The sequence below is a fragment of the Paenarthrobacter sp. GQ52 genome (assembly GCF_059759005.1).
In genome coordinates this window covers 160,278-173,335 of the sequence record NZ_JCAXEJ010000005.1, presented here as the reverse complement: position 1 = coordinate 173,335, position 13,058 = coordinate 160,278, and the positions used below count along the sequence as shown (strand labels likewise).

The following is a 13,058-nucleotide window of genomic DNA, read 5'->3' as shown; positions in this document are numbered from 1 at the left end:
GAATGTCCGAATCATCTGCCCGGGGCACTTCCAACGGGCACCTCCTGGAAGTCCGGCAGGTCAGTCGCCGCTTCGGTGGATTCGTGGCCGTGGACAACGTCACGCTGAATGTCAGCGAGGGGGAAATCCTGGGGATTGCCGGTCCCAACGGTGCCGGAAAGAGTACTCTCTTCAACTTGATCTCCGGGGTCCCGTTCGGCCCCACAGACGGAGAAATTCTCTTCGACGGCGTCCGGATTGACAAGCTCGCTGCGCACAAAATCGCTCGTTTGGGAATGCGTCGAACCTTCCAAGCAGAACAGCTGTTCCCGTCGTTGAGCGTTTCAGACAACATCGCTGTGGCCAACCATTACCTCGGTGGGCGCGGGCGCTACAAGGGCGACGTGGAAACTGCCTTGGAAACCGTAGGAATCACCAGATACAGGGACGATAAGGCGGCGGATATACCTCTGCTTGCAAAAAAGAAGCTGATGATAGCGAGCGCCCTTGTCTCAAAGCCGCGGCTCCTGATGCTGGATGAACCGGCCGGTGGCCTCAACGATGAGGACCAGGCTGAACTCATCCTGCTCCTGAGGGAACTTCAGAAGGGCGGCCTGACATTGCTGATCATTGAGCACGTACTCAGTCTCATCCGCGATCTTGCCAAGAGGATGATCATCATGTCATCCGGTGAAGTCCTGGTTGAAGGAACCCCCGACGCCGTTCTTGCGGATCCGCGGGTGATGGAGGCATATCTGGGGAAGGCCACAGCGTGAATCACCTTCAGCAGAAAGTTAGCCCACTGCTCGGCGTGTATGACCTTGAGGCAGGATATGGCCGCCTGCCGGTAGTCCGATCGTTTTCCATCGAGGTCGTACCGGGTGAAGCACTGGCCCTGTTGGGACCCAACGGTCATGGAAAGACGACCGCCCTGCGCGCCGTCTCAGGCCTGGGCAGGACATCGTCAGGTCGGGTTGTCTTCGATGGCAGCGATATCACCGGCATGCCCGCCTACAGGATAGTCAACCAGGGAATTATGCACGTGCCCCAAGGCAATCAGCTCTTTCCGAGGCTCACTGTCAGGGAGAACCTGGCATTAGCAGGCGGGATCCCGGCAGCGAGGGATCAGCGGGAAGAGACTCTGGAAATGGTCCAGGAACTGTTTCCCAAGCTCCGGCAACGTCGCGGACAACTTGTGGGCACGCTGTCCGGCGGAGAACGCCAAATGGTGGCCATTGGAATGGGCCTAATGGCCAAGCCCAAACTTCTGGTGCTGGATGAACCGACCCTCGGGCTGGCACCCAAGATCCGGTACGAAATCCTTGAGACACTCCACGAAGTCCGCCGATTGGGTCTGTCGCTAATAGTCGCCGATGGCGATATTGAGTTCCTCTTCGAACTCGCGGACCGCTGGCATCTTGTGGAGCTCGGACGGATTGTCTCCAGCGGAACCACCGCAGTCAAGCCCAGCCACGAGGAAGTCATGGACATGTACGTCGGCTCCCACGCGTCAACCGCCACCAACACCATTGAAGGAGATAAGCATGACTGACGCGCTCCTATCCATCCTCGTCTCAGCCCTCGTGCTCGGGTCGCTTTACTCGTTGATGGCCAGCGGACTGTCCCTCATATGGTCCACGCTGGGAGTCTTCAACTACGCTCACGGTGCGCTCCTGCTGCTGGGGGCATACTTCATCTGGACGTTCTCAGAGAAGGTCGGGCTCCCGGTTCTCCTCGCCTTCGCCGCTGCGGTTCCCCTGCTGGCTTTACTGGGCATGCTCATGGACCTCGTCGCAGTCCGGCCATTCATCAGCAGGCCAAACGGAACGCTCTTGGTCATGGTTTCCACCCTCGCAATTGCCAACGCAGTGGAGGGTGCAGCACAACTGGTCTGGGGACCGCAGAACAAGCAAATAAAGTCCGTGAGCACCTCAACGTTTGCCATGGGCGACGTAAAAATCGCAAGCTCCACCCTCATCGCCCTGGGCCTGGCCTTAGTCCTGGTTATAGGACTTATTATGTTGCTGCGCACGACGAAGTGGGGGATGGCCGTCCGGGCAGTGGAACAAAACAGGGATATGGCAATGCTCGTCGGAATCAGGCCGGCGCGCATATACGCCGGCGTCTTTGCGGTCGCATCAATTCTGGCCTGCGCCGCCGCCTTCGTCTATGGAACCACCACCACCATTACTCCCACCAAAGGCTTTGAACCCCTGCTGACTGCCTTTGTCGTCCTGGTCTTCGGCGGGTCGGCCACTTTGTGGGGAACCTTGGTCGGTGCCTTCACCATAGGCCTGTTGGAAGCGGGCACGACGTACTGGCTCGGGCTGCAATGGAGCCCTGTCGCCGTCTTCCTCGTCCTGGTCCTCATCATGCTGGTCCGCCCCCAAGGCCTAGTGAAAGGACGTTCGTGATGAACAGTCTTGGATCCCTCAAGCGATTCGCTACGTGGCCGATACTCTTGCTTGCCGCAGCCTTGTTGCCGTACGTCGTCATCAGCGGCTCTGCACGCTTGCTGGCCGCGACGGCGCTCATTTACGCGCTGCTTGCCGCCAGCTGGAACCTGACCTTGGGCATCGGCGGTATCTTCAACTTTGCCCACGTTGGCTTCTTCGGCGTCGGAGGTTACACGATGGCCGTTGCCACAGTTACATGGGATGCAAATCCGTGGATCGGGCTCCTTCTGGCAACGGTTGCGGGAGGGCTGGCCGGTGCACTGGCTTACATTCCGGTGATACGCATGCGCGGCATCTACATCGCACTTATCACCTTCGTCTTCGTGCAGTTGTGCTACTACCTGGTTCTGGCCGTTCCCGGAATCACCGGCGGATCCAGTGGTCTGACGGGCGTGCCGGCTCTGAGCATAGGCAATTTTTCTTTCGCCAAGTACTCGGGGTTGGGCTACTTATGGTTGCTCGGCGGGGCCGTGGTCCTGCTCCTGGTCCTGCTCCGGGCCACCCTACGCAACCCGTTCGGCAAGAGCCTTATCGCACTGCGTGACAATGAAAGCCTGGCAGTCAGCCGCGGAATGAACCGCATCAGGCAGCATCTTTTAGCCTTTGTGCTCAGCGGTGCCGTTGCCGGCGTGACAGGAGCCCTCTATGTTGCCTACTTCCGCGTTGCGGACGTCACGCTCTTCAGCTTCGGATTCGTCACCCTTGGCTTGAGCATGATCTTCCTCGGCGGCACCGGTCATATCTGGGGTCCTGTCCTGGGGGCGCTGATAGTCACAGTCATCGACCGCCAACTCACGGATTTGGGTCCTGCGCGGGCGATCATCATCGGCGTCGGGACCTTGCTGGTTCTTATTTTCATCCCGAGCGGCATCTCAGGCCTCGTCCAAGACGCACTGGACAGAACGCGGAGGATTCTTCGAAGAAACCGGAACAAACCCGCCGAGACAGGGAACCAAATACCCGCAAGCCAACATTCGGAAGTCGAGGAAACCACACATGTCCGTTGATGCCATGGCCCGAACTGAGCAGAACCAGCGTAGGGCAGTCCTGGACGCAGTGGATCGTCTGGCTCCCAGGATCGTCCAGTCTGTCTCGGACGCCGTCAAGATCCCGAGCATAAACCCTAAGTATCCCGGTCAGGACTACGGGAAGCTTGTGGGCGCCGAGGGGGAGGTCAGCGCTCTTATGAATGATCTTCATCGCGAAGCGGGCGCCTCAACGGAACTCGTGACAGTTGAGAAGGGCCGGGACAATGCTTGCGGGCGGATTGCCGGTACAGGTGGTGGCCGCTCGCTGCTGCTCAACGGGCACGTGGATGTGGTGCCGCCAAACCGTGAAGGTCTTTGGGACCATGCGCCCTTCTCCGGTTTGATCACCGATGATGCTGTCCATGGCAGGGGAGCTACGGACAATAAAGCCGGCACAGTCGCCGCGGCATACGCTGCCATCGCCTTAGCCACCGCAGGCATCCGGCTCCAAGGAGATCTTGTGCTGCAGGCGGTCGTCGGAGAAGAAGTCGGTGACCACCTTTCGGGCACAACGGCAGCTTTGCAAGCAGGGTATGGGGCCGACGCCGCGATCGTCTGCGAACCGTCGAACTTCTCCGACGCACCTCCCAATCTGGTTCCCAGCACCCCGGGCCTGTTGTGGTTCTCACTGTCCCTTGTCGGCAAAGCGGCGCACTCCGGTTTGCGGGGTCTTACCATTCATCCAACCCTTGAAGGCGAAGCTTTGGGTGTCAACACCATCGACAAGTTCTGGATCATCTATCACGCCCTGCGGCAGTTGGAAGATACCTGGGCGCGGCGTGACAGGCACCCCCTGTTCCAGCCGGGCTACTTCAATCTCTTGCCCGGGGTGATCCGAGGAAACCCGGAGGGGGTTCTGGTCCCGTTCTTCCTTGCCGACACGCTCACAGTCGAATACTGCGTCTATCACCATCCTGAGCGAAGCAACCACGAAGTCATCGATGAGATCGAGAAAACCGTGCGTCAAGCTTGCGCCAACGATCCTTGGCTGAGCGCCCACCGTCCCGAAATTGACTGGAAGCTCCTATGGCCGCCATACACTGCGCCAGCCAGCCATGAACTCATCCCCGCGGTCATGAAAGCCCACAGTGATTCTGTCGGCGGGTTTGGCCTCGCCACGCCACCCAAACAGGAAGGGTTCCTCGGTGTTTGTGACCTCACATGGATGGATGCCCAAGGTATCGACGGGCTCGTTTATGGTCCCGGGGTCGGCCGGACCGCGCACGCGGAAAATGAGTACGTGCCGATCCACCAGATCATCACCGCAGTGAAGACGTACGCCTTATCCGCAATGGACTACTGCGGCGTCTCGGGCACTGAATCCAGCATCAAACCACCCACAACTGGCCGGAGGCGCCCGTGAACACCCCTGATATTTTCGTTGCTACCTGCGATCTCGCAGGGCAGGTCAAGGGGCGGGGTGCTCCTGGCGAAGCCTACGGCTCGGTTCTTCGCTCCGGGCTGGGATGGGTACCGGCGAACCTCGGCATTTCGGCTTTCGGCAGCATAGCGCCGGGCAGTGCCTTCGGCTCAACCGGAGACTTGCGCCTGATGCCGGACGAAGCCACCGAAATCACCATTGCCGACGGGCCCGCCACGACTCGACTCAGGGTTTTGGTGGCGGACCAAACACAAGCTGACGGAACCGACTGGGACTGCTGTCCCAGGACCTTCCTGCGCCGAGCCATCAGCGACTTTCAGGAACAAACGGGCCTGCGCGTTATCGCCACTTTTGAACACGAGTTCGTTTTGGAGGGCCTGCCCCAATCAGCTCCGTTTTCCTTGCGCAGGCATCTCGACGCCGATCCGTTCGGACCAGACCTGCTGCGTCTCTTAACGGATTGTGGTCTCGCACCGGAGAACTGGTTGCCTGAATACGGGGCGAACCAGTTTGAAATCACGGTGGAACCGAGCGATCCCCTCACTGCCGCAGACAGGGCGGTGCTCTTACGCGAATTGGTCCGCGACTTGGCAATCCGACGCGGCCTCAGAGCGTCTTTCGCTCCGCTTCACGAACCAAACGGTACAGGGACCGGTGTCCATGTCCACATCAGTTTGGTGGACGACGGCGGTAATCCGGTTCTGCTCGACGCCAACCGTCCGGGCCGGCTATCCGAGGTTGGATCCAGATTCAGTGCAGGAATCCTGCGTCACGCCGAAGCACTGACGGCGTGGACAGCACCGAGCCCGGTTTCCTTCATGCGCCTGGCTCCGGATCGATGGAGTGCAGGCGGTATCTTCCTGGCGGAACGAAACCGTGAGGCTCTTCTCCGAATCTGTCCAACCAGTTCGGCAGGTGGATCTGCTCCGGAGCGCCAATTCAACCTTGAGTACAGGGCAGCCGATGCAACCGCCAACCCGTGGCTCACGCTTGGTGTCCTGCTCAGGGCCGGTATGTCCGGAATCGTAGGTGGTGACGAGTATCCAGAACCTGAGGTTTTCCCAGAGACGGCAGGGCCGGATGAATTGAACGACGTGCCTCGACTCCCGGCTACTCTCCAGGACGCACTTCTGGCCTTGGAAAAAGACCAAAGCGTGAGGTCGTGGTTCCATCCGGATTTGTTGGCAACGTACTTGGCGGTCAAACGGCATGAGCTCGCCCATGTGGCTGCCCTCGATGATGCTGCCCGAATCAAAGCGGTTTCTGATGTCTACTGACCCCATCGAAGGACTCCTGTCTGCCATCGAGGAAATGCCTTTGGTGGACCACCACGTGCATGGAGCGCTGAAGGATGACGTTGATCGATCCTCGCTGGAAGAACTGCTGACAGAGTCCGACAGGCCCATTCCTGAATGGATGACGCAATTCGATTCCCAGTTGGGCTTTGCGATTCGTCGTTGGTGTGCGCCGTTGCTGGGTCTTCCTGCCCATGCGAGTGCCGACGCATACTTTGAACGGCGTGTGGAGCTCGGGACGCCCGAAGTAACCTCACGCCTGCTCAGGTCTGCAGGAATAGGCCATTTCCTGATCGAGACCGGATATCGCGGGGATCAAATCCACGGCCTTGCGGGGATGGAGAGCATCAGCTCAGCCTCAGTGGGCGAGATCGTCAGGCTCGAGTCCATAGCGGAGTCTCTGGCTTGGGAAGGCGTATCAGCCGCGGATTTCGCTAATGCCTATACGGCCCGGCTTGCTCTGGCAACGCAGAACGCGGTTGGAGTCAAGAGCATCATCGCCTACCGTCATGGGTTCGACTTTGACCCAGTCCGGCCGTCCAAAGAAGAGGTGGGAAAGGCGGCTGCTTCCTGGCTCCGTCTGGTAGCAGCCGGTTACTCGCTCCGTGTCTCGGATCCTGTGCTTTTGCGTTTCTTTCTCTGGTCGGGCGTCGACCGCGGCCTGCCCATACAAATGCACACTGGGTACGGCGACCCTGACTTGCGTCTGGACCGCTGCGACCCACTGCTGTTGGTTCCCTGGTTGAAGCTGATTGAACCCTTCGAGGTGGACGTACTTCTCCTCCACTGCTATCCGTATCATCGGCACGCAGGCTACCTTGCGCAGGTATTCCCGCACGTCTACTTCGATGTCGGCCTTGGGACCAACTACACAGGCGTTCAGTCTTTGGAACTGATCAAAGAGTCTCTCGAGCTGGCACCGTTCTCCAAGATCCTGTTTTCCACGGATGCGTGGGGACCTCCGGAACTCCATTACCTTGGGGCGCGGCTATGGCGCGAAGGAATGAGGAAGGTTCTGGGGGCCTGGGTTCGCGATGGAGACTGGGCTGAGGAGGACGCCATTCGAGTAGTTCGGATGGTCGGAAGGGATAACGCGCGGCGCGTCTATGAGCTGGGGGAGAAGTGAATCCTGAACTGTTTGAGGTGCTCAGGAGACGCATTGACCAGGAAATTCCGGGTGCAATAGCACTGCGCCATAAATTGCACAGCATGCCGGATCTATCCGGTTCCGAAGGGCCCACCCTTGAACTGGTTTTGAGTGCTTTGCCTGGGGACCTGCAAGCCAGGTTTGTGGCCGGAACAGGGGCAGTTCTGCGAATTGGCGGGCCGGGCAAGGCGATTGCTATCCGTGCTGAGCTGGATGCGCTGCCTGCGTTGGAAGAGTCCGATCTCGATTGGGCTTCTAAAAGGCCAGGTGTCATGCACGCCTGTGGGCATGATGTCCATCTGGCTGCTGTTGTTGCCTTGGCCAGGGCCGTCCACTCAACAGCGGGCGCTGCCCCCGTGGCACTGGTCTTCCAACCCAGGGAAGAAACGTATCCGTCCGGCGCGAAGGACATCTGCGCCACGGGGATACTCGAGGAGCAAGACGTGCGGGCCACCGTCGCGGCCCATGTTCAGCCTCTGCTGCCCGGAGGGACGGTGGCGTGCACGCCGGGGGCTGTGAATGCCTCATCGGACGAGTTCGTCATCAACATTCATGGACGAGGTGGCCACGCAGCCTACCCGCACATTGCAGCGGACCCTGTTGTGGCGTTATCCCACGTTGTGGTCTCGTTGCAAAACATCGTGAGCCGGAACGTTGACCCCATGGATTCGGTCGTCCTCACCATTGCCACCCTTCAGGCTGGAACCGCGGCTAACGTCATACCCGGTACTGCCGCTGCCCGCGGAACAGTCCGCACCATGTCCACACCAGTGAGGGCGGAAGTGCTGCGGCGACTTGCCGAGACGGTCCGCCTGGTTGCAGCGGCCCACGGCTGTAGTGGTGAAGTTACCGTCACCGAAGGCGAACCCGTTTTGGAAAATGATGCGCACATCGTAAAAGCGACTACTCCTCTCCTGCTGGCTCTCGGCATGGAAGTGGACAGTAGTCTCAGGTCTGCGGGTTCCGATGATTTTTCGTATTTCTCGGAAAAGATGCCGTCACTGATGATGTTCGTGGGTACCAGCGGCGCCGGGGATCGGTTGCATTCAAGCACATTCGTACCCCACGACTCGCATGTCTATGATGTGGCGCATGCGCTTCTGGCTGGATACGTTGGCGCCGCCAGGACGTTACTGCCCGCACATGAATTGCCGCTGGTTGTCGCCCCAACAAGCTGACCGCATGCTACTGGTCAAGCCGTTTTGCGTTTCCTGATTGACTGGGGATCAAAAGCGGAGCCGTCACAACTTCTTCCAGCTTTACCGCTTATGCAAGAAAGGAATGCCATGTCGCAGTCCGGACAATTTGAACAGTCTGAGAACCAATCTGCCCGGTTGACCCTGGCGGACAGAATCCGTCAAATTCAGGGTTCGCTCTCCCCGGCAGAGCACAAGCTCTCGCGAGTGTTCCTCGCCAACTACCCGACTGCAGGGTTGGAGTCCACGGTTGAATTTGCCAAGAAGGGCAATGTCAGTGCCCCCACCGTGCTCAGGTTCGTCAGCAGACTGGGCTTCAACAAGTACCGGGACTTCCAGGATGCACTCCGCGAAGAAGTGCAGGCGCGGAGGGCATCCCCGCTGACCCTTCAAGGCAAAATACGCGCTGATTCAGATGCTCCGGAATTGGCTCGGTCAATGGCCGAAACGGCCGTCGAAGGCATCGAGAGCACGGTCACTTCGCTGCCGGAGCATGAGTTCGACCGTGCCGTTGCACTTCTCTGCAATGCCTCACTGCAAATTACTTCGATCGGCGGCAGGTTCTCTCACCTCCTGGCCACCTACTTGGACTTACACCTTCGTCTAATGCGACCGAACACCTTGGTGCACGCCCAGCATCCGAACAATGACTCCACATTCATAGCTGACCTCGGCAAGCGCGATGTCTGCGTCTTCTTTGATTTTCGTCGCTACCAGAAAGACACCGTTGATCTGGCAAAGGCAGCCCGGGCGAGGGGGGCCAAGATCATCCTCATTACAGACCCGTGGCTCTCACCGGTTTCATTTAATGCGGACGTTGTTCTGCCGGCACGGGTGGAGTCTGCGGGTTCATTCGACAGCATCGTTCCGGCGACCGTTTTGGTGGAAGCCCTCATCGCAGCGGTTCACGTCAAACTTGGGCCGGCGGCCGAAGACCGTATGCGGACTTTGGAAGCCGGCTATGGCACAGTTCTGGCCGATTAAGCCCGGCTTTCTTCAAGCCGGCCAACTTTCCCATGGTGAAAGTGACGCAGAACTTGTCGAGCAGGTGCGCTCCGGACAATTAGCCTCTTTCGAGAAACTGTACGATCGACACTGTATGGCAGCCCGCCATGTAGCCTCAGCACAGGCCGACAATGCTGCCGATGTTGATGACGTTGTTGCAGACGCCTTTGCATATATTCTCCATTCGCTCGCTGCTGGTAAGGGGCCGGATACATTCTTCCGGGGCTATTTGCTGACGGCAGTTCGTCGCATAGCCCATAAGCACAACCAGGCGGCGACCCGCGCGAGTGTCACGGGTGACGATTTCGTGCTGGACAGCAAGCATGTGGATGCTGATCCGGTCATCGCGGACTTCGAATCTTCGGCCATCGCCGGTGCCTTCGCGACGTTACCGACACGTTGGCAGGAGGTTCTTTGGTATGTCGACATTGAGGGGATGAAGCCGGCTGCTGCGTCTCCACTGCTAGGCGTGACGCCCAACGCCATATCCTCCCTGGTCCTGAGGGCCCGCGAACGACTTCGACAGGCCTATCTTCAGAATCATGTTGGTTCCGCGGTGGGCGAGGTCTGTGAGGAATATTCAAACCAACTGGGCGCCTACTCACGTAACGGTCTGGGTTCGCGGTCCGCGGGCAAGATTCGGGAGCACCTGGACAACTGCTCGAAGTGCACGGCACTTCTGGTGGACCTCAATGACATGCAGTCTGCAATGCGTGCTGTGGTCTTCCCCATGTTTGCCGGCATAGCTTTCACAGGGGCGATACCTGCGCTGTCGGCAGGGGTGGGCGGGACCGCTATCAGCGCAGTTGGGTCTCACAGTGCCCACGGGGCTTTGCCTCTGTTGATGAAGATGGGTACCTGCGTGTTGGCGGCGTCAGTTGTTGCTGTTGGTGCTGCCGTAGCAATGGGAGGGACCGGTGCGCCGACCGCCGATGTTCCTGTCGCGGAGGCATCACTGGTACCCGGGCCCACCATTGTGCCGAGCCAAACGACGGCGCCTGCCGAGCAATCGCCGATGGTCCCGGCCGCGGAGGAGACAGTCAGGCGGCAGGAACAGTTGCCTCCAACGGTTCCAGCCTTGGTCAGGCCGTCCAGTCCTAGGCTGGTTAGTCCTGGTCCGATCCTTTCAGCGCGGCAGACATCCCAGGCGTGGGGCAGCTCGCCCGTGGCGTCAGTACCGCCGCTATTCCCGGGGTCTGCTGGCCCTGTCGACCCGATCCCGACTACACTTCCAACGGTGTTACCGACGCCGGGCGCTACGCCGACCGTTGCAGGTACACCTTCACCAACGCCGGGTGTTGCTGCGTCATTTCGCGTAGATCCGGGCACGAGCGCCGCGGAATTGAACATCGTCGTCATCTTTAGCCTTCGAGCAGAAACAGCACCTGCCACAGCCGAGGCAGTGTTCGCTATCTCCGGCGGGGCTCAGATGATCCCCGGAAAGCTGATTGAGCCAGCCGGATGGACATGTAGAACCGACAACACAGTCATTGATCAGTTCCGCTGCACCAGCGACAACGTTGATCCGGACAGGTTGGTCTTCTCCATGGGCGTGTACAAATCAGACTCCTCGCGGACGCGGACCATGGACTACACGTTCAGTGGCGAGGGCATTGAAACAGCCCGCTTCTCCAACGATTTCTAGTTGGGTGTGTTGTCTAGGCGGCAAGGGATCACATTGACGTCGAGGACTACATCACAGAGGCGTACAGGCTAACGGCCGAGCGGACTGCCGCAAGCGATCTGCCAGAATAGACGGCATTCGCCGTGAGAGGCCAGCTCGGTGTTCTCAGAAACATGCGCTTGCTCTGCCAAGTTGCCTTGACGCTGGACAGGGACAAGATCATGATGAGTCATGGCAAGGTATAGCGGCGGCCCAACAGTTCATCGGGCGATCAAAGGTCCCCGATTGACCGGAGTGTCCCGGTCGAGCCCGCAGGGCTGGAAGGCGGAAGTAGTTACGACGCTGAGGGCTATTCAGGAGGTGCGCCAGGCCTGCGATAACACTGAGGTCAGAACCGTCAGATATGCGCGGAAGGCTGGCTTGTCATGGGCAGAGATCGCCACTGCTCTCGGGGTATCCCGCCAAGCGGTATGGGAACGATGGCACGAGCTTGACGAGACCCTGCCCAAGAACGATGCTTGGGGACCTTCTTCCCTGAATGACCCGGAGTCTGAGAGCCCGGCAGCGCCGGAGAGTACACCTGCATGAAGCAGATGAGGCTCCGGTATAGCGGAGTTTGCTGGCAGTGCGGGACCTCCATCGCGGCCGGGTCGGAAGCGATCTACGAGAGCGAAAGTAGGACCGTCCGATGCCTGGCGTGTTCCGCTGAGCCCGATCAAGCACTTTCTTCGGGTCCGGAACCGACGCGTGGCGGGTTGCTGTCACCTGCAGCCGGCACGGCAGGATCCTCTGCCCGACGCGAGCATGAGCGACGCAAAACTAAGGACCAGGATAGGCTCCGCGAGAAATGGGGACGGTTCGGCGCCCTGGCTATCGCGCTCTCTGATGAGCGGCCGTCCACCCAGTCTTGGGCTCAAGGCGCCATCGGCGAGGAACGTTTAGGTGCTCGGCTGGATGCAGCGTCCTCAGATAGCCTGGCTGTCCTCCACGACCGGCGCATCCCTGGATCGAAAGCCAACATCGATCACATAGCTGTTACGCCGGGCGGAGTCTGGGTGATCGACGCCAAACGGTACAAGGGCCGGCCTGAACTGAAGATCGAGGGTGGCTTCCTTCACCCACGGGTCGAGAAGCTTCTCGTGGGCAGGCGTGACTCTACGAAGCTGGTTGATGGTGTGCTCAAACAGGTCGACGTCGTGCGGGAGCATGCCGGCGCTGTTCCGGTGAATGGCGTGCTGTGCTTCATCGAAGCGGACTGGCCGCTGGTTGGGGGAGCCTTCACGACTCGTGGCGTGCACGTACTCTGGCCCAAACGGCTCGCAAAAGTACTTGCAACGCGGGCAGCTGGCGATGTTGATGTGGCGAGGATGACGGCGTTGCTAGCCACGCGGTTCAGGCGCGCGTGACGACACCGGCTGGCTGACGCAACCTTGCTTCTACTGCGGCTTGAACGATGACAGCCGATTAATTCCCTGTCGTGCAGCGGCTATCAAAGGCCGTGCCGCCAGAGATCCTGCCTTCAGAGAACCAAGAAATTTGCTGATGCTGCCGCTGAATAGTTCTTTGCTAGGCCAGTTTTGCGTCAGTTCCCAAGTTATGCGGGTGAAGTGCACGGCCATCACGACAATGCAAAGCGAGATCACCAGGCCGGCAATTGAAGCGGCCACGATCATCACCCCTGTGATGTGCACCAGGAGGACGGCAGAGATCACGACTGTGTGTGCGTCAAGAAGTTCCATATGTATTTTCTCGTTTGATGCGGGCTGGTAAGCGGGTCCGAGCCGGTCGTTGGGACCGAATCGCGGCAATCAGCGGGAGATGCGGCGGTCAGGAGTGATCGGAGGCCTTGTCACAGATGTGCCTTCCAGGAGCTGGACACCGGTGGCACTGCGCATTTGACCCGGAGCTCGATGTAGTCGAACACCTTTGTGGCATGGTCATCAAGGA

The 13,058-nt window shown here is 59.5% G+C and carries 13 protein-coding genes; 12 read left to right on the top strand and 1 reads right to left on the bottom strand.

All coding sequences use genetic code 11. The annotated features are described in order from the left end of the window. Window positions 1–2: 2 nt before the first annotated feature. From AC6CH8_RS09435 to AC6CH8_RS09380, 12 genes are all read left to right on the top strand, one after another. Window positions 3–755 (top strand): ABC transporter ATP-binding protein, encoded by a 753-nt coding sequence (locus tag AC6CH8_RS09435; protein ID WP_498190130.1) that lies wholly within the window; start codon window positions 3–5, stop codon window positions 753–755. Next, window positions 752–1,531 (top strand): ABC transporter ATP-binding protein, encoded by a 780-nt coding sequence (locus tag AC6CH8_RS09430; protein ID WP_166660284.1) that lies wholly within the window; start codon window positions 752–754, stop codon window positions 1,529–1,531. The genes AC6CH8_RS09435 and AC6CH8_RS09430 overlap by 4 nt, the downstream gene beginning before the upstream one ends. Next, the gene (locus AC6CH8_RS09425) at window positions 1,524–2,393 is read left to right on the top strand and encodes a branched-chain amino acid ABC transporter permease (protein WP_498190128.1); all 870 of its coding nucleotides are present in this window, start codon (window positions 1,524–1,526) and stop codon (window positions 2,391–2,393) included. Before AC6CH8_RS09430 ends, AC6CH8_RS09425 begins: the two co-directional genes overlap by 8 nt. Then, window positions 2,393–3,442, top strand: a complete 1,050-nt coding sequence (locus AC6CH8_RS09420; protein ID WP_498190126.1) for a branched-chain amino acid ABC transporter permease — start codon at window positions 2,393–2,395, stop codon at window positions 3,440–3,442. Before AC6CH8_RS09425 ends, AC6CH8_RS09420 begins: the two co-directional genes overlap by 1 nt. Further along, window positions 3,432–4,826, top strand: a complete 1,395-nt coding sequence (locus tag AC6CH8_RS09415) for a M20 family metallopeptidase (protein WP_498190124.1) — start codon at window positions 3,432–3,434, stop codon at window positions 4,824–4,826. The genes AC6CH8_RS09420 and AC6CH8_RS09415 overlap by 11 nt, the downstream gene beginning before the upstream one ends. Beyond that, entirely contained in the window at window positions 4,823–6,121 is a 1,299-nt protein-coding gene (locus AC6CH8_RS09410) for a type I glutamate--ammonia ligase (RefSeq protein ID WP_498190122.1), read from the top strand. Before AC6CH8_RS09415 ends, AC6CH8_RS09410 begins: the two co-directional genes overlap by 4 nt. After that, the gene (locus AC6CH8_RS09405) at window positions 6,111–7,265 is read left to right on the top strand and encodes an amidohydrolase family protein (protein WP_498190120.1); all 1,155 of its coding nucleotides are present in this window, start codon (window positions 6,111–6,113) and stop codon (window positions 7,263–7,265) included. The genes AC6CH8_RS09410 and AC6CH8_RS09405 overlap by 11 nt, the downstream gene beginning before the upstream one ends. Further along, window positions 7,262–8,464, top strand: coding sequence for a M20 metallopeptidase family protein (locus tag AC6CH8_RS09400; RefSeq protein ID WP_498190118.1), 1,203 nt, complete (start codon window positions 7,262–7,264; stop codon window positions 8,462–8,464). Before AC6CH8_RS09405 ends, AC6CH8_RS09400 begins: the two co-directional genes overlap by 4 nt. Window positions 8,465–8,572: 108 nt before the next feature. Continuing rightward, a complete protein-coding gene (locus AC6CH8_RS09395) occupies window positions 8,573–9,466 on the top strand; it encodes a MurR/RpiR family transcriptional regulator (RefSeq protein WP_420178170.1) in 894 nt (297 codons plus the stop codon). Window positions 9,467–9,581: 115 nt separating this feature from the next. Next, a complete protein-coding gene (locus tag AC6CH8_RS09390) occupies window positions 9,582–11,132 on the top strand; it encodes an RNA polymerase subunit sigma (RefSeq protein ID WP_498190117.1) in 1,551 nt (516 codons plus the stop codon). A 210-nt stretch (window positions 11,133–11,342) separates the two neighbouring features. Further along, window positions 11,343–11,699: an Lrp/AsnC family transcriptional regulator gene (locus AC6CH8_RS09385; protein ID WP_498190116.1), complete on the top strand. Its 357-nt coding sequence runs from the start codon at window positions 11,343–11,345 to the stop codon at window positions 11,697–11,699. A 167-nt stretch (window positions 11,700–11,866) separates the two neighbouring features. After that, complete coding sequence (locus tag AC6CH8_RS09380; RefSeq protein ID WP_498190115.1) at window positions 11,867–12,517, top strand: nuclease-related domain-containing protein; 651 nt, start codon at window positions 11,867–11,869, stop codon at window positions 12,515–12,517. Between the two features lie 30 nt (window positions 12,518–12,547). Here the strand turns inward: AC6CH8_RS09380 and AC6CH8_RS09375 are convergent, their stop codons facing one another. Next, entirely contained in the window at window positions 12,548–12,850 is a 303-nt protein-coding gene (locus AC6CH8_RS09375) for a hypothetical protein (RefSeq protein WP_498190114.1), read from the bottom strand. Window positions 12,851–13,058 lie beyond the last annotated feature (208 nt).